We start from the raw sequence: 21,670 nt of genomic DNA, 5'->3' as shown, positions 1-21,670 counted from the left end.
TCCCCACCTGGTGGAACCGGGCCTTGTCGCTCCGTACGACCGCGATCTAGTCGAGGTAGTCGCGCAGCACCTGGGAGCGCGAGGGGTGACGCAGCTTCGACATGGTCTTCGACTCGATCTGGCGGATGCGCTCACGCGTCACGCCGTACACCTTGCCGATCTCGTCGAGGGTCTTCGGCTGACCGTCGGTGAGACCGAAGCGCATGGAGACGACGCCCGCCTCGCGCTCGGACAGGGTGTCGAGGACGGAGTGCAGCTGCTCCTGCAGAAGCGTGAAGCTGACCGCGTCGGCCGGGACGACCGCCTCGGAGTCCTCGATGAGGTCGCCGAACTCGCTGTCGCCGTCCTCGCCGAGCGGGGTGTGCAGCGAGATGGGCTCGCGGCCGTACTTCTGGACCTCGATGACCTTCTCGGGGGTCATGTCGAGTTCCTTGGCCAGCTCCTCCGGGGTGGGCTCGCGGCCCAGGTCCTGGAGCATCTGGCGCTGGACGCGCGCGAGCTTGTTGATGACCTCGACCATGTGCACCGGGATACGGATGGTGCGGGCCTGGTCGGCCATCGCGCGGGTGATCGCCTGACGGATCCACCAGGTGGCGTACGTGGAGAACTTGTAGCCCTTGGTGTAGTCGAACTTCTCCACCGCGCGGATCAGACCGAGGTTGCCCTCCTGGATGAGGTCCAGGAAGAGCATGCCGCGGCCGGTGTAGCGCTTGGCCAGGGAGACCACCAGGCGGAGGTTGGCCTCCAGGAGGTGGTTCTTGGCGCGGCGGCCGTCCTCGGCGATGATCTCCAGCTCGCGCTTGAGCTTGGGGGCGAGCTTGTCGGCGTTCGCCAGCTTGTCCTCGGCGAACAGGCCCGCCTCGATGCGCTTGGCGAGCTCGACCTCCTGCTCGGCGTTGAGCAGGGGGACCTTGCCGATCTGCTTCAGGTAGTCCTTGACCGGGTCGGCGGTGGCGCCGGCGGCGGCGACCTGCTGGGCCGGAGCGTCGTCCTCGTCCTCGTCGGACAGCACGAAGCCCGCGTTCTCGGTGCCCTCGGGCTCCTCCGTCGCGGCCTTCGGCTCCTCGATCGCCTCGTCCTCGAGAAGCTCGCCGTCTTCCTTCTTACCGGTCGTCTTCTTGGCCGCCGTCTTCTTGGCGGTGGTCTTCTTGGCCGTCGCCTTCTTGGCGGTGGTCTTCTTGGCCGCCGCCTTCTTGGCGGGCGCCTCTTCCTCGACGGCGGGGTCGGTGGCGGGCGCCGCCGGGGTGGCGGGGGCGGTGGCCTTCCTGCTGGTCACCGTCTTCGCCGCGACCGCCTTGGTGGCGGTGCGCTTGGCGGGACTCTTCGCTGCGACGCTCTTTCGGGTGCGCTTGGGCTCCGCGGCACTGACCATCAGCGTCACACCCTCTTCCTCGAGGATCTGGTTGAGGCTGCGCAGTACGTTCTTCCACTGAGTGGCCGGAATCTGGTCAGCTTCGAAGGCCCGACGCACGTCGTCGCCGGCGATCTGCCCCTCAGCCTTTCCCCGCTCAATGAGCGCCATGACAGAGACGGACTCGGCGATCTCCGGCGGGAGCGTACGGGATGTGCTGGCCGACACGAACAACCTCTCGGAACGTTGGAAAACGGCTTCCGGCCCCGTCCATGTCGGACAGGGGCCGACCGCCGACCTGGAAACGGGCCGACGGCGCGGGCGGGGCCGAGGAGATGCACAGCGCCGTCAACGGCGTCCGTATTCCCTCCGCGGCTGTCACCTCTTAGGTCATCGCGTTGCTCCCACGAGCGTTACGCCCAATCCGCGTGGCCCGAGTCACACCCCGTAAGCGCTCAAAACCGGTCAGACACGGATAAGTCAGGTCATCGGCGAACGCATCCCGGCCGAGTGTGGACCTGCAGCCTCTCATCGCACCGTCGGAACACCGTCAGAACACCTCAGAAGACCGTCGGACCCCGCGGAATCGCGAGGGATTCCGCGGGGTCCGCGGTGGCGGCGAACCGGCCGGCCACTGCCAGAGGAGGGGGCTGGCGTGTCCGGCCCGCGCCGGTCGGGCGGATCGCGGTCAGTGCTCGCGCGGGGCGGGCACCACGCGCTCCACCTCGGGGTGGACGGTCAGAAGCTGACGCATGGCCGCCTCGGCCGCCGCGCCGTCCCCCGTGGCGAGGGCGTCGACGATCCTGCCGTGCTGCGCCAGCGACACGTCGTTCGGCCGGTCACAGCCCGTGACCGGGCCGCCCGAGACGTGGAGGGCGGCGGAGACGATCCCGGAGAGGTGGTCCAGCATGCGGTTGCCGGCGATCTGGATCAGCAGCGAGTGAAACTCGGCGTCGGCCCGTGAGAAGGTCAGCGCGTCGCCCTGTGCCATGGCGTGGCCCATGATCCCGACCATGTCGGACAGCCGCTGCTGGATGTCCTCGCGCCCGTGCCCGGCGGCCAGGCGCGCGGCGAGCGGCTCGATCGTCCAGCGCAGTTCGCTGAGCTCGCGGCGCTGGTCGTCGCGCTGCGGCCCGAAGGCGCGCCATTCGATGATGTCCGGGTCGAGGAGGTTCCAGTCGCTTACGGGGCGCACCCGCGTGCCGACGTTCGGACGCGCGCTGACCAGGCCCTTGGCCTCCAGGACGCGCAGCGACTCGCGGACGACGGTGCGGGACACCTCGAAACGCTGGCCGATCTCCTCGGGCACCAGGGGACGGTCGGCACCCAGGTCTCCGGAAACGATCATCTGTCCCAGCTGCTGGACGAGTTGCCCGTGCAGTCCGCGGCCACGGCTGCCCGCGGTACGCCGGCCCACGCGGCCCAGCTCCGGCTCCACCCCTTCCCAGGCGGGCGCCCCGACGCGGTCGACGGGGGGCGCCTCGGCGAAGGGGTAGCGGTCGAGTTCGCCCGGGTTCGCGAGGCCGGAGTCGGCGGAGCGGGCGGCGGTCATCATGGTCTGCGCAAGGGTACTCACGCATCCTTTGTCGGCGCTGTTCCCAACTCCCTTGAGGTCTTTGGTGAAAAGCACACGAAAGGGTGATCGCTCACCTCGTCGCAATTGACGCCTTATCGGAAAGAAATGGGCTTTCCCCGGGGAGTTGCGCACACGGTCGGACCGTAAGGGCGAGGCGGGTGTCACCGGGCCCTGCGGCGCAGGGCCATGAGCAGGTATGCGCAGAGCAGAGTGGTCAGCGACAACGTCATTGCGCTGCCCACGGGTTGGGCGATCACTCTCAGCACCTCGACCAGATACCGCTCGCCACCGAAGGGCCACGTCGTCAGAAGCGCCTCCCGCACCCGCAGGGGCAGGCCGGCGGCGGTCCGCACGGACGGGCCCTCCCAGACCCTTTGTACGAGCGGTACGACGACGACCGGAACGGCCACCACGGCGGCGAGCCCGGCCGTGGTGGACCGGAAGACGCCCGCGGCGAGCAGACCGGACCACGCGCATCCGACGACGAGTCCCAGCCAGCCGGCACCGAGCGCGGCCCAGTCGTCGGGAACCCGGGCGAGCTCCGGTCCGTAGAACAGGTGGAGCACTTCGGCGTCGCAGCCCACCGTCAGGGTGGCCAGTACCAGCGCGGTGACGGCGGAGACGAGGAGTTTGGCGGTCAGCAGTCCCATCCGGCGGGGCACGGTGCCGCGGTCCGCCGCGAGCGCCGGGTGACGGAACTCGTCCCCGAACGCGAGCGCCCCGAGCAGTCCCGCGCCGAGTGCCGCCGGCGGCAGCGGCAGTTCCCGCGGCCAAGCGGCCAGGAGACGCGGCTGAGGCGTGTGCCCGACCCGGGCCGAGAGTACGGCCGCGACGGCGGACACGACGAGGACGACGGCACCGGTGACGAACCCCGTCCTGACGCCGGTCGCCCGGCGCAGTTCGTAGCGCAGCGGACGCAGCGGGCTGGGTGCGGACCGGACGGCGATGGGAGGCGGCAACGTTGCCGCCGCTTCCCGGACGCCCACCGCGTCCGGGGTACGGGCCGCGCGCGGGCGGGGGCGCGGGGTGAAGCGGGGGGTGGTGAGTGCGCGCGGGGGGTGGGGCGCCTTGGCGGGGGTGCGGGTGGTGTTGCAGGTGGGGGTGCTTTCGGGCTGGGGGACGTCGTCAGGCTCGGGAGCTTCGTCGGACTCGGGAGCATTGCCGGACTCGGGTGCGACGTCGGGCTGGGGGACGGTGTCGGGGGCCCGGTCCTCCCTGGGCGCGATGGTGTCGCCGGGCGCACGGGCGGTTGTGGGCGCGGGGGCCACCTCAGGCGCGGGGGCATCTCTCGGCGCGGGGGCATCCTCAGGCGCGACCTCATCCGCAGGGACGACCGTGTCCATCGGCACGCCAACATCCCCAGTCACCGTGTCATCACCGGGCACGGCCGCATCCCGAGGCACCAGAACATCCCCCGGCACGGCAGCACCTCCCGGATGTCGCGGGTCGTCGGCCGTGCGATCGGCGGCGGGGTAGCTCCGGGTGTCCGGCTCTCGCCCGTCCGGGGCCGCCTGCCGCCGTACCGCGGGCGATACGCCCGCCCCGGGACCCATGTCCCCCACCTCGTCCGCAAGTTGGTGCACGAGGATGCCGTGGCGAAAGGCGGTGTCGCCGACTTCGGCGCACGTACTGCCGTACACGGTCAGGCGGTTGCCGCCCTCGCGTACGACCTCGACGGAACGGCGGGTCGCGCGGGCCTCCTTGGTCAGCAGGGCCGCGAGGCGGGCGGCGTGCGGGCTGCGGACGGCGACACGGGCCCGCAGCCGCGTGCGGGAGAAGTCCATCGCCTCCTGATCGGCGACGACCCTGCCCCGTTCCAGGGTGACCACGTGGTCGGCACAACGCGCGGCCTCCTTGGGATCCGCCGTGCTGAACAGCACGGTGCCGCCCTGGACGGCATGAGCGCGCAGCGTGTCGTGGAGCCAACGGGCCTCGCGGGCGTCGAGCGCTCCGGCGGGATCGTCGAGCACCAGGGTGTGCGGGTCGGGGAGCAGGGCGCAGGCCAGCCCGAGGCGCCGGTCCATGCCCCGGGAGAGCGTGCCGAGGCGTTCGTCGCGCAGGCTCACCAGGCCGGCCGCCTCCAGCACCTCGTCGGCCCGCCGGACGGAGACCCCGGCCGCCGCGCACAGCATGCGGAGATGACCGCGAACGGTGCGGGCCGGGTGCCCCGGCACATCCCCCAGGAGCACGCCCACCTCGCGCGAGGGGTGGGCGATGCGATGCAGGGGACGGCCTCTGAAGTAGGTGAGACCACGACCGTGTTGCAGTTCGAGCATGAGTCTGAGCGCCGTCGTCTTGCCGGCGCCCGACGCTCCGAGCAGTGCGGTGACACGGCCCGCGCGCGCCTCGAAGGAGACGTCGTCGACGGCGGGCGGAAGCTCTTTGCGGGGATTGCTGGTCAGTCCGAAGGCCTGGATCACCCGTAGCAAGATAGCGCCCCATACCCGATTTTTCGGGCATCGCAAGCCCTGTCGGGCCCGCGGGTGACCGGCCCAGCGATCCCTGGGCCGGCGTCACACCTCCGGACGCAGCATCGGGGGGTTGAGGAGAGTCGCACCGCCTGCCCGGAAGAGCTGGGCGGGGCGGCCGCCCTGGCGGGTGGTCGTCCCGCCGGTGGGGACGAGGAAGCCCGGCGTACCCGTCACCTTGCGGTGGAAGTTGCGCGGATCGAGCGCCACGCTCCACACCGCCTCGTAGACCCGGCGCAACTCGCCGACGGTGAACTCGGGCGGGCAGAAGGCGGTGGCCAGCGAGGAGTACTCGATCTTGGAGCGGGCTCGTTCCACCCCGTCCGCCAGGATCTGGGCGTGATCGAAGGCGAGCGGCGACACCGGCTCGCCGTCCCGGCCGTGACCGGCCTGCTCCAGCAGTTCCTCGACCGGTGCCCAGCGCGCGTTGCTCGCGTCACCGCCCGCCCGGGGCGCGGGCAGGTCGGGGGCCAGGGCGAGGTGGGCGACGCTGACCACGCGCATCCGGGGATCGCGCTCGGGGTCGCCGTACGTCGCGAGCTGCTCCAGGTGGGCACCGGTGTCCTGGGTGGGTGCGGCGGGGTCATGGACACACAGCCCCGTCTCCTCGGCCAGTTCCCGCGCCGCCGCCTGCGACAGGTCCTCATCCGCCCGTACGAAACCGCCGGGCAGGGCCCAGCGCCCCTGGAACGGCGGCTCGCCCCTGCGCACCGCCAGCGCGCACAGGGAGTGGCGGCGCACGGTCAGTACGACCAGGTCCACGGTGACGGCGAAGGGCGGAAACGCTGACGGGTCGTAGGGCATGCGGCGATCATAGTCGTCTGCCTGACGATAAACACTCCCTTCGCCGGCCGCTTCGGCGGCTGGTCCGCGCCTGTCGGTCGTTCGTCCCTCCCTCTGCTCGCCGCGCCCCCTGCCAGAACATGTCGTGCCAGGTCAGGAACCCAGTTGGAGTCCGTCGGCGGCCTCTTCGACCATGGCCAGGCCGAGTCTGCTGACCCGCACCGAGAAGGGTTCTCCGGCGACCCGCAGCCCCGTCAGCCCGAGCTCTCCCAGGGCGCGCCGCGTACCGGCCGCAGGGTGACGGTTCCGGCGGGGGCATCGGGCCGGATGCCCGCGAGCGTGGTCAGCAGCAGCACTCCGGCGGAGGCCGCGGTGGCGGCGGGGCGGCAGGCCGCCGGGTGCGGCAGCGGAGCGCCCGCGCCGGTGCGCTGCTCCCCCGCGTACATCTCCGGCAGCCGGTGCCCGAAGGTGCCGGCCGCGGCCAGTACGCCGCGCAGCAGTGAGCCCGCCTCCTTGTCGTGTCCGGCAGCGAACAGACCCGCCACCGCGATGGCCGTCTCATGGACCCGCACCGCCCCCGCCCGGTGCCCGAGCGGGTTGTATCCCTCTTCCTTTCCCGCCAGTCCGCGCAGTCCCCAGCCCGAGTCCATGAGCGGGTTGCCCAGCAGCCGGGCGAGTTGACCGGTCTGGACGGGATCGAGCAGGCCGGGGGCCAAGGTGCCCCCGCCGAGCAGTCCCGTGTCGAGGAGGTGGGCGGCCACCGCGCTCAGGTGGGGCACGAGGCGTCCGTCCGGAGTACGAGCCGCCGCGGGCCGTCCGCCGGCCGGGTCCTCGATCCAGAAGTCCCGCCGGAACGCCGTGCACAGGTGCCGGGCCCATTGCCGCAGCGCGTCACCGCCCGGTCTGCCGAACGCCTCCAGCAGATCGGCGCCCAGCATGGCGGCCCGCAGGGCGTGGGCCTGGGTTTCGCAGCGGAAGGGTCCGTCGGGGTACGGGTCGGGCACATAGGTGCCGTCCCCGACGGTGGCCCGCAGCCAGGTCAGACACCGCTCGGCCGCGGGCATCAGCTCACTCGTCTCGCGCTCGCCGAGCCCCCAGCGCCAGGCCTCCGCGAGAAGCACGGGGAAGAGCAGGGTCGCCTCTGTGCCGGTGCAGCCCGGCGGCAGATGCGGGCCGGTGTCACGCCTGGGGCCGGGGATCAGGCCGGTTCCAGGCCCGGGGCCCCGGTTCTGGGTGCGGGCGAGGGCGCGCAGCGTGCCCGCGGCGAGCCGGGTGCCGAGGGGAAGCGCCATGCGGGCGGCGGCGAGGGCCTCGGCGGGGGCCTGGCCGCAGCGCCAGGGAACACCGGCCGCGACATGGACGTCGGCGGGATGCTCGGGATCGCGCAGCAGCAGGGCCCGCAGGTCCTCGATGCTGGTCCTCAGAAGGGCGGAGACCTCGGGATCGTCACCGGTGGCCTGCGCGGACGCCAGCGGATCGGCCGCCGTACGGCCCACGGACCGGACCGGGCCCGCGCCGTCCGGCCGTACCCGCAACTCGACGGTCGCACTGCCGCGCGGAGGCAGGACGAACTCCCACCTCAGCAGTCCTGCGGAGGCCAGCGCCTCGGTGGGTGCCGGGACGGCCGTGACCGACGCCCCGCCGGCGGCGCGGGACCAGCGCAGGCCCGAGTCGTGGACGGCGGCCCGGAGGCCGGGGCCCGCCCTGCCCGCGGCGATCGCCCCCAGGTCGGCCAGGTCCGTGCCGAGGGCCACCTCGACCGGCAGGCGCAGCGGGCGGGGCGCCCAACTGCGCAGCGTGATCAGCTCCGTACCGTCGGCCTGCCGGATCCGCTCGACCACGACGTCCGGATCCGGCCCGGGCGCGGACGACGTCCGAAGCGTGCCCACGAAGCACGTACGGTCGGCTCCGGCCATCCGGGCCTGCGACGGAAGCGGTTCACGCCCGGCCACCCGAAGGTGGCACCGGGACAGGAGACGTCGCCCCGCGCGGTAGAACCCCTCCAGCCCGAGACCGGTCAACTGCCCCTGCTCCGTGCAGATCACGAGGCCGGGGAGGGCCACCCCGATCAGGGTCTGGTGCGTGGGCGGCAGTTCCCCGGGCCTGTGCGACGTCGCGGCCGGCACCGCACGCGGGGTGGGCGCCTCCGCGTCCGGCGCCGAGTCGAGGAGGGCCGGGCCCGGGAGGGAGGGCGTCGGCCGAGGGCGGACCTTCGGCGGGCCGAGGTTCTGTTCCGGCCTCTGGTCGTGCCTTCTGACCGGCGCCACGGAACCGGTGAGAGACGGCAGCGTGGGCCTCCGGCCGGAGGTGGCGGTGTCCGTCCCGGCGTAGGACGGGGGCTGCTGGTGCATGAAGAGCTCCCTCTCTTCTCGGTGCGCCTCGGGCGACGGAGCGCCGCGGGCCGATCGCCGGTCGCCGGTCGCCGGTCGCCGGTCAGGGACAGCGTGGTGCGGGGTGGGACGGTCAGGCATGGCATGGCATGGCGGGGCGGGGCGGGGCGCGATGCGGTGGCGGGGCAGTCCGGCAGTCCGGGCGCTCCGCCACTCAGGTGAACGGAGCGGATGTCCTCCGGGTCACGCGGCGCACCGCCCGTTGTCCGGCGGGCGGGAACGGGGCCCTCAGCGCCCGTGACACCCCGCGCGTCGGGTCCTTCCTCTCGCGCCTCACAGACGGGAGCACGGCACGCGCTCTCCCCTGCCCGTACCCCCCGGCGGCGCGAGGGGTACGACACCGGCCCACCAACGGCACGGAGTCGCGCAGCACCACCCCGCATCCGCCCCGCCCTGTCCTGCTCTGCCCCCGTGCGCCTGCCTCCTGTCCCGCCCCCTCCGGGCCCGACGCCCGCGTCGGCTCGCGCTGCCGCCAATCGTCACGTCAAGGTCACGCACCACCCCCTTCGGTCCCGCACTCGCCCCCGCGTGCCCTCTCCGCGCAGGCTTCCCTCCGGTCCGTGGCCTTCGTCCCCGAGGCGTTCGCACGCGTACGGTCGGTCCGCGCGGCGCCCGGACGTCCGTCGCTCACGGGAGTGCGGGGACGCACTACCCGCGCGGTTCCCGCCGCACGGCTCTGCGCCCTCGCGCGGCGGCGGACTCCGTCGGCCGGGGCGACGGTGCGTGCGCGACGCCGGCGCCCGGAGGGCGGCTGCTGAGCGGGCGGCGGACCGGAGAGCGGCTGCGGCGCAGGCTGGTGGTCGGCCGGCTCGGGCCTCACGGGCCCGACCGCCTCACCCGCGTCCGGGGAACTGCCCGAGGCACTCCCGCGGTCCGCGCGCTCCGCGCGCAGACAGCGGCGGACCGACTCGGGGTCGAGACCCTCGTTGCACGCCTGGTGCAGGAGCCGGGCGAACAGGTAGTCGGGATCCGCCCCGAGCGCCATGGCCAGGGCTTCCCGTGCCTCCAGTTCGTCTCCGGTGGACCAGGCGACCCAGCCCGCGAGAGTGAGCGGAGCGGCCGCGTGCTCGCCGTACGGCATGACGCAGCGACGGGCCAGGGCACGCCAGAGGCGGAGCGCGGGACCCGCCTCACCGCCCTCCATCCACTCGGCCGCACGGTCACGCGTCGTGCGGTCCTGGAGGCCGAGGATCAACGCCGCCGCCTCGTCGTGCGCGAGCAGGTGGTCGTCGCGCAGGTCCTCGGCGGGGACGCCGGACACCGGCGGGGCCTCGGCGAGGCGCCGCATGACCCGCTGGGCCAGCCCGAGTGTCTCCTCCGCGACGTCCGGGCGGCCGGCGGCGTCGAGGATCCGGGAGACCAGTGTCATGGCCGCCGCGTCCAGCGCGGTCCGCTGGTCGCCCGCAGAGGCGTCCTCGCGGGGAAGCAGCCTGGCCCTGAGATCGCTCAGCGAGCCGCGTACCTGGACGCCCGCGTAGGTGGCCGCCGCGGCCAGCACGGACGTGCCCGGCAGGCCCATGGGGACGCCCTCGACCGGACAGCATGCCTGGTCGTCGCAGCAGTACGACCAGAAGCGCCCCGCCGAGATGCACAGCGCCTCGACCACGGGTACGTCGAGGGCGCCGCACTCGACGCGCAGTCGCTGGGCCAGCGGACGCAGTCGCTCCATGACCTGTCGGCCGGTCTCGCCGGGCGCCGGTTCCTGGCAGAGGTAGGCGACCATCTGCTCGGGCCGTGCTCCCCGGCGCTCGCTGCCGGTCACGAGGCCGTGGACCAGTTGTCCGGCCGCGCCCGCCCAGTCGTCCGCGTTCGACGGGATGCCGAGCCGGGCCCGGCCGCCGAATCGGCCCCGGCCGTCCCGGTCACGCAGAGCGAGCAGGACGATGCTGTCCTCGGGGCGGTACCCGAGGAGGTACGGCAGGGCGTCGGCCAGTTCGGCGGGGGTGCGCAGCGTGACCTGGTGCTCGTCGGCCGGGCTGTCGTACGGCGTGCGGGGTCCTCGGCCCGGCTGCACGGGCCCGGGGATGTCGCCGCCGTCGGGAGATCCAGTCGTTTCGCTGTGGTTCGTCATGGCCCGACGATCTCGCGGATCAAGGAATTCCGCTTTGGCCTGTGGATAACTCCCGCCAGGGACACGTCACCTGCCGGTGCCCGCGGCCACCGCCCGCGGGCCGTCGGTCCCGGCCCGGCGTCCGGCTGTCAGTCCCGTCCTGTTGTATGGAGCGCATGGAGCACACGAGCAACGCGGATCTCCGGACAGCGGCAGACAAGGTCCTCGCCCGCCTCGTCGGGGACGCCTCCGGCACCGCCCGGCTGCGGGAGGACCAGTGGCGGGCGATCGAGGCACTGGTCGCCGACCGCCGCCGTGCCCTGGTCGTCCAGCGCACGGGGTGGGGCAAGTCCGCGGTCTACTTCGTGGCGACCGCGCTGCTGCGCGAGCGCGGCGCGGGGCCCACGGTCATCGTCTCCCCCCTGCTGGCGCTGATGCGCAACCAGGTCGAGGCCGCGGCCCGGGCCGGCATCCACGCCCGGACCATCAACTCCTCCAACACCGAGGAGTGGGACGCGATCCAGACCGAGATCGCGGCGGGCGGGGCCGACGTCCTGCTGGTGAGCCCCGAGCGGCTCAACAACCCGGACTTCCGCGACCAGGTGCTGCCCAAGCTCTCCGCGGCGACCGGGCTGCTCGTCGTGGACGAGGCCCACTGCATCTCCGACTGGGGCCACGACTTCCGCCCGGACTACCGGCGGCTGCGCACGATGCTCGCCGACCTCCCGCCCGGAGTGCCCGTCCTGGCGACCACGGCCACCGCCAACGCGCGCGTGACCGCCGACGTGGCCGACCAGCTCGGCACCGGTGGCACCTCGGACGCGCTGGTACTGCGTGGCCCGCTGGACCGGGAGAGCCTGAGTCTCGGTGTGCTGCGGCTGTCCGACGCCGCACACCGGATGGCCTGGCTCGCCGACCACCTCGACCGGCTCCCTGGCTCCGGGATCATCTACACGCTCACGGTGGCCGCCGCCGAGGAGGTCACCGCCTTCCTGCGGCAGCGCGGCCACACCGTGGCCTCCTACACCGGCAAGACGGAGAACGCGGACCGGCAGCAGGCCGAGGACGACCTGCTCGCCAACCGGGTCAAGGCTCTGGTCGCCACCTCGGCGCTGGGCATGGGCTTCGACAAGCCCGACCTGGGTTTCGTCGTGCACCTGGGTTCGCCCTCCTCCCCCATCGCCTACTACCAGCAGGTCGGACGTGCCGGGCGCGGTGTCGAGCACGCCGAGGTGCTGCTGCTGCCGGGGAAGGAGGACGAGGCCATCTGGGAGTACTTCGCCTCGCTGGCCTTCCCGCCGGAGGACCTGGTGCGCCGCACGCTCGACATCCTCGCGCGCGCCGAACGGCCCCTCTCCCTGCCCGCCCTGGAGCCGTTGGTGGAGCTGCGCCGGTCCCGCCTGGAGACCATGCTCAAGGTCCTCGACGTGGACGGTGCGGTCAAGCGGGTCAAGGGCGGCTGGATCGCCACCGGACAGTCGTGGACATACGACGCCGAGCGGTACGACTGGGTCGCGCGGCAGCGGAGGGCCGAGCAGCAGGCGATGCGCGACTACGCCTCGACGACGGACTGCCGGATGGAGTTCCTGCAACGCCAGTTGGACGACGAGGGGGCCAAGCCCTGCGGCCAGTGCGACAACTGCGCGGGCCCGCGCTTCACCGCGGACACCTCCACCGACGCCCTCGACGCCGCCCGCGTCGACCTGGAACGGGCCGGTGTCGAGGTGGAGCCGCGCCGCATGTGGCCCACGGGGCTGCCGGCGATCGGCGTGGAGCTGAAGGGACGCATCCCGGCGGCGGAGCAGGCCGGTCCGGGCCGGGCGTTGGGCCGCCTGTCCGACATCGGCTGGGGCAACCGGCTACGGCCGATGCTGTCGGCACAGGCTCCGGACGGTCCGGTGCCGGACGATGTCGCGAACGCCGTCGTGTCGGTCCTCGCCGACTGGGCGAAGGGGCCCGGCGGTTGGGCCCCCGGCGCGCCGGACGCCCGGCCGCGTCCCGTCGGTGTGGTGACCGTCGCCTCACACACCCGGCCTCAGCTGATCCAGTCGCTCGCGGCACGCATCGCCGAGGTCGGCCGGCTGCCGGTGCTGGGGTCGGTCGAGTACACGGGGGAGGCGCCCAGGGCGTCCCGCAGCAACAGCGCGCAGCGGCTCAAGGCACTCGACGGCGCGCTGACGGTACCGCCGGCCCTCGGCGCCACGCTCGCCGGCCTGGAGGGCCCGGTGCTCCTCGTGGACGACTGCACGGAGACGGGCTGGACCCTGGCGGTGGCGGCCCGGCTGCTCCGTCGCGCGGGCGCGCGGGAGGTGTTGCCACTGGTCCTGGCCGTGCAGGGGTGAGCGCCTGTTCCGGACGGACGGTGCCCGACCGGAACCGCGCGCGGCTGTGGGAGGTGCGTTCCGTGCGTCGTGCGACCGCTCCCTGGGTAGGGATATAGGACGCGCATCGTCCGATATCGGTCGTCGGTCCCAATTGCTCGTTGCCGCAGCCCAGTTCGACAGGAAGAATTGGAGTCCGCTCCCCGCACGGCTCGTCCGTGATCCGGCAGGGCTTCACTGCGGTGCGCGCTCCCCCGAATCCGACCCCGCCCGCAGTATGGGCGCGTAGCCGAAGGGAGGAACGTGACCTTCGGATTCGCTCCGCCCTCGGCGGCGTCGTTGTCGTCGTCCGCCGCTTCCGCCACTCGCATGCTCGAACCGGCGGAATGGGCCGCCGCCGGTATCCCGCTGCTGCGCAATCCGCGGGAGGTCGTCAGCGGACTGCACTCGCGGCACCGGCCGGGGCCGGCGACCGCGATCGTGGCCGTTCTGGATCCGGACGAACGACTGCGTGCGAGCGCCTCGTTCACCAGCCGACGGGCCCCGGCCGACGGCTGGATGTTCCGCAACGCGCTGCTCGCCCAGCTGCGCCGCGTCATCCCGCACGACCTGCGGCGCCGCACCCCGGTGCGTACCGCCGTACTGCTCTACTGCCGTGAGGGCGAAGCGCGTTGGACGGAGGAGGACGGCGCCTGGATGTGGGGCCTGCGGGACGCGTGCACGTTGCACGGGCTCCGCTGTGGCGCGTACATCACGCTGACCCGTGACGGCTGGCAGGTGCTGGGCGAAGGCCGCGGCGGGCGCCGGCCCAACACGGCGTCCGCGCCGGAGCCGTTCGCCACGTCGGAGACGCCGCCCCCGCCACCGCGTACCGGCGGCGTCGCCTCGGACGTCCTGCGCCGCGCGGCGGCTCGCTGAGCCCAGCCACCGGCACGGCGCGCTCCGAGCCAGCGCAGGGACGTCACGGGCCCCTGCGTACCGACCGCGGACCCACGCCTTGCACCGCCCGCGCTGATCGACGCCAGTGCACCGACGGGCGCGCCACCGCGCCCACCGCGCCCACCGCGCAGTCGCACGCCACCGCGCGATCCGCACGCCACCTCGCCGACCGCACGCCACCGCCACCGGCCGCGCACCACGGCGTCTGTCTACGCCACCCCTCCGACCGCACCGCGTCGGCTGCCCGGGCACGCCGGAGCAGCCACCGTGCGGAGAGGGGACCGGTCGGTGGCCCCCTGGGTCACACCGGCGTCCGCGCGCGGCGGAACGGACTCAGACGCCCGCGCCCAGCACCGAGTTGATCCGCTGCGGGTCACCGCAGACGATCAGCAGGGCGCCTGCCCGGGAGTGGGCCGCGGACAGGGCGGTGACAGCGGCGGCTTCGGGGCCGCCGTTGATCGCGGCCACGACCACGGCTCGCGACGCGGCACGGTCCGCGACGGCGGCGTCCGCGTAGAAGACGTCGTCGCCCGCGTCGTGCTGAGCCCAGTAGGCGGCTTCGCCGAAGGACAGTTCGTGGGCGGCCCACGGGTGAGGATCGCCGGTGGTGATCACCAGCACGTCACCGGGGGCACGGCCCGATTCCAGCAGCAGGTCCACGGCCTCCTCGGCGGCGTCGAGCGCGCCTTCGGGCGAGGCCGGGATCAGCTGGATCTGCGGGGTGGCCGAGGCGGCCGGGACGGCGGCCGGAGCGGCCGGACCCGACGGACCGGGCTTGGCCGCGGCCGCGTCGCGGGACGCACGTGGCGACGGCGGCGCCGGTCGCGCCGGGCCGGGACGACCGGGGCGCGGCGGAGCTACGGGACGGGGGCCGGGTACGGGGCGAGGGGTCGGCGCGGTGCGGCCGCTGGCCGGAGTGGCGCGGGGACCCTGGGCCTTCTCGTGAATCTGAGGCTCCTCGGGAATGAGAGGCATGAGCTGATATTTATCAAACGTTGGTGCGGCTCGCGTCGGCGGGTGGCACATATCTGCGAGCGGAACCGTCAGAAATCGAATCCGAGCTGACCCTCGATCTCCGGAACGCTTCCGTCCACCCAACTGCGGACCTTCTTGAGGTGCCGCCACTGGGGCAGCGCATCAAGATACGCCCACGACAACCGGTGGTACGGGGTGGGGCCCCGCTCCGCCAGCGCGGCCTTGTGCACGGGCGACGGATACCCGGCGTTGTCCGCGAAACCGAAGTCTGCATGGTCGACACCCAGTTCGGCCATCATTTTGTCCCGCTGGACCTTGGCGAGCACCGAGGCGGCCGCGACGGCCACGCACGACTGGTCGCCCTTGATCACCGTGCGGACCTGCCAGGGCGCCCCGAGGTAGTCGTGCTTGCCGTCGAGGATGACGGCGTCGGGGCGGACCGGCAGGGCTTCCAGGGCACGCACCGCCGCCAGTCGCAGCGCCGCGGTCATCCCCAACGCGTCGATCTCGTCGGGAGAGGCGTGCCCCAGGGCATAGGACGTGACCCAGCTGTGCAACTCCGCCGCGAGTGCGGTGCGTCGCTTGATCGTGAGCAGCTTGGAGTCGGTGAGACCGGCCGGGGGCCGGCGCAGCCCGGTGATCGCGGCGCAGACGGTGACCGGACCGGCCCACGCACCGCGCCCCACCTCGTCGACACCGGCAATGATCTTCGCCCCGGTCGTGGCGCGGAGAGAGCGCTCGACGGTGTGCGTAGGTGGTTCGTACGGCATGACGCCCTAAGCCTACGCCGCCCCGGATCTCCGGCGACACCCCGGTTCCCCGAACGGGACCGGGCCGCTCGCGCCCCGCGGTCAGGCGCCGTCGGGCCGCAACAACGGCATCATGAGCCGGTCGATCATCTCCTCGACCTCTTGGTCCGTCCATTCGCTTCCACAAATTTTCGAGCGGTACATCATCATCGCGGGGACGGCGTCGAAGACATAGCCGTTCGCCGCGTCGCGTCGGACCTCTCCCCGCTCGATTCCACGGTTGATGACCTCGCGGAGCATCGCGAGGGTCGGTTCGACCACCCCCTTGATGATGACCGCGTGGAAGCGCTCCGCCTGCACGTTGTCGCATTCGTGAATGACGGATCGCAGGGCGAGCCCGGACCTGGAGAACATCGCGTCGCGCGCCCTGAGGCACAGGGCCAGAAGATCGTCGCGCACGCTCCCCGCATCCGGCACCGAGTCGAACCGCGGGAGGCCGGAGCGCAGCGCGTCGGCCACGAGGTCCTCCTTCGACGGCCAGCGACGGTAGACCGCCGCCTTGCCGGTCTGGGCGCCGGCGGCCACACCCTCCATCGTCAGGCCGTTCCAGCCGACGGTGCCGAGTTGTTCCAGCGCGGCGTCGAGGATGGCGCGCTCCAGGACCGCGCCGCGCCGGCGAGAGGGTGTCTGGGCGGAGGCGGCCACCCAGTGCGAAGCAACCATGTCGAGGGCTCCAGATCAGCGGGTTGTTCGAGGACGCGGGGCGCTCCGCGCGGCCACAACGGGGGACGGCCACGCGACAGCGCACTCAGTGAACGCTTGCGTTCACTGTCGGGGAGTCACTAACGTTGAAGCAACAGTGAACGCGAGCGTTCACTATGTCAGTCGTGGGGGACACATGGTGACAACCTCTTCTCTGATCAAAGACCGAAAGCCGGGAGCCGCCCGCCGGGAGGGGCGCCCCGGCATCGCACTCACCGTCATCGCGGCCTGCCAACTCATGGTGGTACTCGACGCGACGATTGTGAACATCGCTCTCCCGCACATTCAAGAAGCGCTCAGCTTCAGCACCACCGACCTCACCTGGGTCGTCAGCGCCTACACCCTGACCTTCGGCGGTCTGCTCCTGCTCGGTGGCCGCGCCGGTGACATCCTCGGCCGCCGCCGGGTCTTCATGACCGGCATCCTGCTGTTCACCTTCGCCTCGCTGCTCGGCGGCTTCGCCCAGGAGCCCTGGCAACTGCTCGCGGCGCGCGTGCTGCAGGGCGTCGGAGGCGCGATCGCGTCGCCCACGTCGCTGGCCCTCATCACCACGACCTTCCCCGAGGGCCCGGAACGCAACCGGGCCTTCGGCGTCTTCGCCGCCGTGTCCGCGGGCGGTGGCGCCATAGGCCTGCTCGCGGGCGGCATGCTCACCGAGTGGCTCGACTGGCGCTGGGTGCTCTTCGTCAACGTGCCGATCGGCATACTGATCGCGGTGCTCACCCCGCTGTACATCAGCGAGTCGCAGCGGCACTCCGGACGCTTCGACATAGCGGGGGCGGTGACCTCCACCGCAGGCATGGCGTCCCTCGTCTACGGCTTCATACGCGCCGCGGAGGAGGGCTGGCGGGACAGCCTGACCATCGGCTCCTTCGTGGCCGCGGTGGTTCTCCTGCTCGCCTTCGCGTTCATCGAGTCGAGGGCCAAGGAGCCGATCACTCCGCTGCGGATGTTCGCCGACCGCAACCGCTCGGGCACGTACGTGATCATGCTGAGCCTGGCCGCCGCGATGTTCGGGATGTTCTTCTACATCGTGCTGTTCGTCCAGAACGTGCTGGGCTACACGCCCATCCAGGCGGGTCTGGCCTTCCTGCCGGTCACGGTGGTGATCGCGCTCGGCGCGGGTCTGTCGCAGCGGTTCCTGCCGGTCTTCGGCCCGAAGCCGTTCATGCTCGTGGGCTCGGCGCTCGCCGCGGTGGGGCTCGGCTGGCAGGCCCTCATCAGCTCCGACAGCTCCTACGTCGGCGGCGTCCTGGGACCGATGCTGATCTTCGGACTCGGCATGGGACTGAACTTCGTGACGCTGACGCTGACCGCGGTCTCCGGAGTCGCCCAGCACGAGGCGGGGGCGGCGTCCGGCCTGCTCAACGCGATGCAGCAGGTGGGCGGTTCGATCGGCCTCGCCATCCTGACGACGATGTTCGGCACCGCCGGCAAGGACGAGGCGGAGAAGCAGGTGCAGGACTTCCTCACCAACGGCACGCCGGAACAGAAGGCGGAGTTCGCGCAGACCCACCAGCTGCCGGCGCCGTGGGCGCACGACGTGCTGGCGCAGGGCATCTCGGCGGCCTTCATCCCGGCCGCCGCCATGGCCGTACTCGCCCTGGCCACGGCCTGGCTGGTGATCCGGGTGCGCAAGAGCGATCTGGAAGCGCTGTCCGGCTCGGCGGGGCCGGGGATCGGCTGACGGCGGAGCACCCGGGGCCGAGAGGGAGCCACCGGTGGGCGTCGCACGCGCCCGCCGGTACCCGCCCGGCCCGCTCCCGGCCGGCGACGGATTCGACGGGTCGGACAGCCGGAACAGCCGTGCGAGCAGCGCGAGAGCCGACAGCACGGGAGCCGGCGGCACGACCGACAGCACCAATGGAACCACCGCTCCCACCCCCTCGTGACACGCGGACGCCGCTCCGGGTTCGAGCCCGCACGGCCGATGTCATGACAACGGACAAGCCGTCACGGAGAGTTCCCGCGCGCTACGCAGAGTTCACGCACGACACGCAGTCACTGGGGCGTGTCTGACACCGTCATCCACTCGGGCAGCGCCTCGACGCGTCCCGACCACTCGGCCGGGGGCGCTCCCGCCTTTGTGGCGGCCACCACCCCGCCCGCGATGGCGCAGGTCGTGTCCACGTCGCCACCGACCTGGGCGGTCGTCCAGAAAGCCCGCTCGTAGTCACCGAGGGCGCGCGCGGCGGACCAGAGGGCGAAGGGAACCGTGTCGTGAGCGGTGGTCCGCCTGCCGCAGCCCAGTACGGCCGCGACCGTGGCCGCGTCGCCGTAGTCGAGCATGTCCCGGGCGCGTCGCAGTCCGGCGCCGACCGCGCTCTTCGGTACCAGGGCGATGACCCCGTCGAGGAGCGCGTGCGGGGTGGGCGGGCCGGCGGGGTCCGCGGCCAGCGCGGCGGCCGCGGCGACCGCCATGGCGCCGACCACCGCCTCACGGTGCTGGTGCGTGGGATAGGCCGAGATCTCCGCCTGGTGGGTCGCCTGCTCCGGATCGTCCGCGTACCAGGCGCCCAGCGGCGCGATCCGCATCGCGGCACCGTTGCCCCAGGATCCCTGGCCGTTGAACAGGGCGGCGGCGAGCTCGCGCCAGTCACCGCCTTCCCGGACCAGGCGCAGCAGCCGGTTGACCGCCGGGCCGTAGCCGCGGTCGAAGTCGTGGTGGCGGGCGAAGGAGAGCGCCAGCGCGTCCTGGTCGATGCGGTGGTGGGCGGCGAGGACGGACACCACGGAGCAGGCCATTTCCGTGTCGTCCGTCCACTGCCAGGTACCGGGCGGCAGCTCTCGGCGTTTCAGCAGCGGGTAGTTGTCGGGCACGAAGAACTGTGAGCCCAGCGCGTCCCCGACGGACAGTCCGCGCAGGCTGGACAGGGCCCGGTCGAGGCGCCCGTCAGGAGATGAATGAGCGGTCATCGCACTGCCACTCTATCCGGTGATCCCGTACGGTTCCGGATCTCGCCAGCGTTCGAAGGGCCGGTCAAGGGTGTACTTGCCGTCCTGACCGAGAACGAGCATCCGCATCTCGGCGTTCCCCGGGTTGGACAGCGACTCGAACTCCGCGACCGTCCAGTGGAACCACCGCATGCAGAACAGCCGCATGGCCAGGCCATGGGTCACCAGGAGCACGTTCGGCGGGTGGTCGGGGTCCTCGAAGCTGCGGAACAGACTCTCCAGGAAGCCTCCGACCCGGTCGTACACGTCGGCACCGGACTCGCCCTGGGCGAAGCGGTAGAAGAAGTGACCGTAGGCGTCCCGGTAGGCCTTCTGCAGCCGTACGTCGTCGCGGTCCTGCCAGTTCCCCCAGTCCTGCTCACGCAGCCGGGGCTCCTCCCGTACGCGTATGAGGTCGGGGTCGAGATGGAAGGCGGCCAGCGTCTCGTGCGTCCGGCGGTACGGGGAGACGTACACGCTGACCCGTTCGCGTCCGAACACCTCGCGCAGCGTCCTGCCCGTCTCCTCCGCCTCCGCCCGGCCCTGCTCGGTGAGGGCCAGCGCGTGGTCGGGCTCGCGTTCGTACACGGTGTCATCGACGTTGCCCGTCGACTCGCCGTGCCGGACAAGGACGATGCGCCGTGGTCGTGCCATGCCAGAACCCTAGATCGAGTCGGGCGGAACCAAGGACTCGAAAGGGCCCCGTACGGCGTATGTCACACACTCTCCACACCGTGGTCGGCGCCCGCCGGGCGGGTCAGGGCCTCATATGGTCCACGCGGGTTCCAGTTGCACGATGTCCCCCGTCAGAGCCGCGATGTCGGCCTCCGTCTGCGCCCGCAGGGAGAGCCGCTCCACTCGCTCGGTGCGGTACTTGCCGTGCTCGGCGGCCGACCGCCACATGGAGAGCACCAGGTACTCGTGGCCCGGCGCCTCCCCGAACAGCCCGCGGACCATGCCGGGCGAGCCGGCCATCGCGGGGTTCCAGACCTTCTCCTGCATGAGCACGTAGTGCTCGGCCCGCTCCTCGTGGACGCGGCAGAGGGCCACCCGCACCAGGTCGGCGTCGGTGAAACGGGGTTCGAAGCCGGTCTTCACGTCGAACCGGTAGTCGAAGAGTCTGACCTGCGCGTCCTTGAAGGTGCCCGCCTGGGCCGAGGCCAGCCGGTCGTGGGAGCGGGCCATGAAGGAGTCGTAGAAGGCACGGCTCTCCCAGAAGGCGAAGACGTTCGCCACGTCCGGACGCCGCCGGCTCCAGCCACCCCCTTGCCCCCGAAAACCCGGCTCCCCCGGAAGCCCCGCCCACTTTCGCTGCCCCCGCTCGAACCCGCGGCGGTCCACCACGGTGCAGCGAATCCACTTGACCAGCACCGCGCCATGGTAAGGCCAGGAACGTGGCCCGGGTCACTCTCCGGAGGACCGCTTGCCCGCACCCGGCCCCCTGTGCGTGGCAGGATGGACAACCGGCCGTCACCGCTCGGCAGTTGAGGTGGCCGGGCAGGGCGGGTGACCTGGGAAGGGGAAGTCTGTGAACGGCCTCAGCAAGGGCATTCGCAAGGTCGAGATCGCGCTGCGGTGGGACCCGAGTCCGGCGGGGCAGCCGCCCGCCGACCTGGACGTCGTCGCCGGGACCTATCCCGCGGACGATCCGTACGGCGCTCCTTCGTACGTGGTGCACTTCGACAGCCGCTCCCCCGACGGCACCATCTATCTCAACCGGGACAGCCGGGACGGCAAGGGATTCGGCTTCGACGAGGTCATGACGCTGGAGCTGGAGCGGCTCGACGCCCGGTACGCGCGCGTGGTGGTCGGCGTCGCCATCCAGCAGCGCACCGAGGAGCGGACCTTCGGCGACGTGGGCAACCCCGGCCTGCGCATCAGGGAGGGCTACACCGACCTGGCCTCGGACGACTTCGGCGGTGTCCTCGACGCGACGGCCGCGATCGTCGCGGAGTTCGTCCGGGACGAGACGGGGGCGTGGGAGTTCCGCCCCGGCGTGCACGGCTTCGACGGTGACCCCGCCGCCTTCGCCGCCACCATGGGCGCGGCGCGCCGGCCCTGACGGCGCCGACAGGCGTACGCGGCAGGCGTGCGCGGCAGGCTTACGCGGCAGCCCTGTGTAAGGGGCGCTCGTCCCTGGCGGACGCCCCTTACGCACGCGCTCACGGCTCTCGATCGGGAAGGGCGCGCAGCCGCAACCGCGGCGCCCGGTGGTCGGCGAGCCACCGCATCCGACGGTGACCGAGGAGGGGTCGGTGCCACGGCGGACCAGCCGGCGGCCCGGTCAGAGAGGCCCAAGCCACAAGCGGTTTCACCGCACCCCGGCCCTCGCCCCAGCCCCAAAGAGGGGAGGGGTGCCGGTCCAGGACCAG

15 protein-coding genes and 1 pseudogene are annotated in these 21,670 nt (G+C 72.5%); 4 read left to right on the top strand and 12 right to left on the bottom strand.

Going from position 1 to position 21,670, the window contains the following annotated elements; all coding sequences use genetic code 11:
* Positions 1 to 46: 46 nt before the first annotated feature.
* The 6 genes and pseudogenes from ACFIF2_RS16850 to ACFIF2_RS16825 all read right to left on the bottom strand — a co-directional run bounded on the left by ACFIF2_RS16850 (position 47) and on the right by ACFIF2_RS16825 (position 10,639).
* Complete coding sequence (locus tag ACFIF2_RS16850; protein ID WP_395573456.1) at positions 47 to 1,579, bottom strand: RNA polymerase sigma factor; 1,533 nt, start codon at positions 1,577 to 1,579, stop codon at positions 47 to 49.
* A 460-nt stretch (positions 1,580 to 2,039) separates the two neighbouring features.
* Complete coding sequence (whiH, locus tag ACFIF2_RS16845) at positions 2,040 to 2,927, bottom strand: sporulation transcriptional regulator WhiH (RefSeq protein ID WP_395573455.1); 888 nt, start codon at positions 2,925 to 2,927, stop codon at positions 2,040 to 2,042.
* Between the two features lie 161 nt (positions 2,928 to 3,088).
* Entirely contained in the window at positions 3,089 to 5,347 is a 2,259-nt protein-coding gene (locus ACFIF2_RS16840) for an ATP-binding cassette domain-containing protein (RefSeq protein WP_395573454.1), read from the bottom strand.
* A 93-nt stretch (positions 5,348 to 5,440) separates the two neighbouring features.
* Positions 5,441 to 6,199, bottom strand: coding sequence for an NUDIX domain-containing protein (locus ACFIF2_RS16835; protein ID WP_395573453.1), 759 nt, complete (start codon positions 6,197 to 6,199; stop codon positions 5,441 to 5,443).
* 132 nt (positions 6,200 to 6,331) lie between these two features.
* Positions 6,332 to 8,199, bottom strand: a pseudogene (locus ACFIF2_RS16830) (glycogen debranching N-terminal domain-containing protein).
* 859 nt (positions 8,200 to 9,058) lie between these two features.
* Entirely contained in the window at positions 9,059 to 10,639 is a 1,581-nt protein-coding gene (locus tag ACFIF2_RS16825; protein ID WP_395573452.1) for a DUF4192 domain-containing protein, read from the bottom strand.
* A 155-nt stretch (positions 10,640 to 10,794) separates the two neighbouring features.
* Here ACFIF2_RS16825 and ACFIF2_RS16820 point away from each other — a divergent pair, with 155 nt between their 5' ends.
* Together ACFIF2_RS16820 and ACFIF2_RS16815 are read left to right on the top strand one after the other, a co-directional pair.
* Positions 10,795 to 12,960: a RecQ family ATP-dependent DNA helicase gene (locus ACFIF2_RS16820; protein ID WP_395573451.1), complete on the top strand. Its 2,166-nt coding sequence runs from the start codon at positions 10,795 to 10,797 to the stop codon at positions 12,958 to 12,960.
* Positions 12,961 to 13,242: 282 nt separating this feature from the next.
* Positions 13,243 to 13,857 (top strand): hypothetical protein, encoded by a 615-nt coding sequence (locus ACFIF2_RS16815; protein WP_395573450.1) that lies wholly within the window; start codon positions 13,243 to 13,245, stop codon positions 13,855 to 13,857.
* A 354-nt stretch (positions 13,858 to 14,211) separates the two neighbouring features.
* On the opposite strand, the gene ACFIF2_RS16810 is transcribed toward ACFIF2_RS16815, so the two are convergent.
* The 3 genes from ACFIF2_RS16810 to ACFIF2_RS16800 form a co-directional block, all read right to left on the bottom strand.
* Positions 14,212 to 14,853 (bottom strand): hypothetical protein, encoded by a 642-nt coding sequence (locus ACFIF2_RS16810; protein ID WP_395573449.1) that lies wholly within the window; start codon positions 14,851 to 14,853, stop codon positions 14,212 to 14,214.
* 68 nt (positions 14,854 to 14,921) lie between these two features.
* Positions 14,922 to 15,623 carry a ribonuclease HII gene (locus ACFIF2_RS16805; protein ID WP_395573448.1) on the bottom strand — a complete coding sequence of 234 codons (702 nt, stop codon included), beginning with the start codon at positions 15,621 to 15,623 and terminating at the stop codon, positions 14,922 to 14,924.
* A gap of 81 nt (positions 15,624 to 15,704) precedes the next feature.
* The gene (locus ACFIF2_RS16800) at positions 15,705 to 16,325 is read right to left on the bottom strand and encodes a TetR/AcrR family transcriptional regulator (RefSeq protein ID WP_395573447.1); all 621 of its coding nucleotides are present in this window, start codon (positions 16,323 to 16,325) and stop codon (positions 15,705 to 15,707) included.
* A 178-nt stretch (positions 16,326 to 16,503) separates the two neighbouring features.
* Here ACFIF2_RS16800 and ACFIF2_RS16795 point away from each other — a divergent pair, with 178 nt between their 5' ends.
* Entirely contained in the window at positions 16,504 to 18,051 is a 1,548-nt protein-coding gene (locus ACFIF2_RS16795) for an MFS transporter (RefSeq protein ID WP_395573565.1), read from the top strand.
* Positions 18,052 to 18,365: 314 nt separating this feature from the next.
* Here the strand turns inward: ACFIF2_RS16795 and ACFIF2_RS16790 are convergent, their stop codons facing one another.
* The 3 genes from ACFIF2_RS16790 to ACFIF2_RS16780 all read right to left on the bottom strand — a co-directional run bounded on the left by ACFIF2_RS16790 (position 18,366) and on the right by ACFIF2_RS16780 (position 20,669).
* Positions 18,366 to 19,280 (bottom strand): ADP-ribosylglycohydrolase family protein, encoded by a 915-nt coding sequence (locus tag ACFIF2_RS16790; protein WP_395573446.1) that lies wholly within the window; start codon positions 19,278 to 19,280, stop codon positions 18,366 to 18,368.
* A 12-nt stretch (positions 19,281 to 19,292) separates the two neighbouring features.
* Positions 19,293 to 19,952: a histidine phosphatase family protein gene (locus ACFIF2_RS16785; RefSeq protein WP_395573445.1), complete on the bottom strand. Its 660-nt coding sequence runs from the start codon at positions 19,950 to 19,952 to the stop codon at positions 19,293 to 19,295.
* Between the two features lie 111 nt (positions 19,953 to 20,063).
* Positions 20,064 to 20,669 (bottom strand): YdbC family protein, encoded by a 606-nt coding sequence (locus ACFIF2_RS16780; protein WP_395573444.1) that lies wholly within the window; start codon positions 20,667 to 20,669, stop codon positions 20,064 to 20,066.
* Between the two features lie 157 nt (positions 20,670 to 20,826).
* Between ACFIF2_RS16780 and ACFIF2_RS16775 the strand changes: the two genes are divergently transcribed.
* Positions 20,827 to 21,360, top strand: a complete 534-nt coding sequence (locus ACFIF2_RS16775) for a TerD family protein (protein ID WP_395573443.1) — start codon at positions 20,827 to 20,829, stop codon at positions 21,358 to 21,360.
* Positions 21,361 to 21,670 lie beyond the last annotated feature (310 nt).

Origin of the sequence: Streptomyces sp. BK79 (assembly GCF_044142145.1) — a bacterium.
In the GTDB taxonomy this organism is placed as follows: Bacteria; Actinomycetota; Actinomycetes; order Streptomycetales; family Streptomycetaceae; genus Streptomyces.
Note: the sequence above shows the minus strand (reverse complement) of the source record. Positions and strands in the feature narration are given on the sequence as shown.

What these genes read in the sequence shown, in the direction of transcription:
- ACFIF2_RS16825 (WP_395573452.1), bottom strand. Translation starts at nt 10,639, where the DNA reads ATGACGAACCACAGCGAAACGACTGGATCTCCCGACGGCGGCGACATC.
- ACFIF2_RS16785 (WP_395573445.1), bottom strand. Translation starts at nt 19,952, where the DNA reads ATGGCACGACCACGGCGCATCGTCCTTGTCCGGCACGGCGAGTCGACG.
- ACFIF2_RS16835 (WP_395573453.1), bottom strand. Translation starts at nt 6,199, where the DNA reads ATGCCCTACGACCCGTCAGCGTTTCCGCCCTTCGCCGTCACCGTGGAC.
- ACFIF2_RS16790 (WP_395573446.1), bottom strand. Translation starts at nt 19,280, where the DNA reads ATGACCGCTCATTCATCTCCTGACGGGCGCCTCGACCGGGCCCTGTCC.
- ACFIF2_RS16800 (WP_395573447.1), bottom strand. Translation starts at nt 16,325, where the DNA reads ATGGTTGCTTCGCACTGGGTGGCCGCCTCCGCCCAGACACCCTCTCGC.
- ACFIF2_RS16820 (WP_395573451.1), top strand. Translation starts at nt 10,795, where the DNA reads ATGGAGCACACGAGCAACGCGGATCTCCGGACAGCGGCAGACAAGGTC.
- ACFIF2_RS16805 (WP_395573448.1), bottom strand. Translation starts at nt 15,623, where the DNA reads ATGCCGTACGAACCACCTACGCACACCGTCGAGCGCTCTCTCCGCGCC.
- ACFIF2_RS16810 (WP_395573449.1), bottom strand. Translation starts at nt 14,853, where the DNA reads ATGCCTCTCATTCCCGAGGAGCCTCAGATTCACGAGAAGGCCCAGGGT.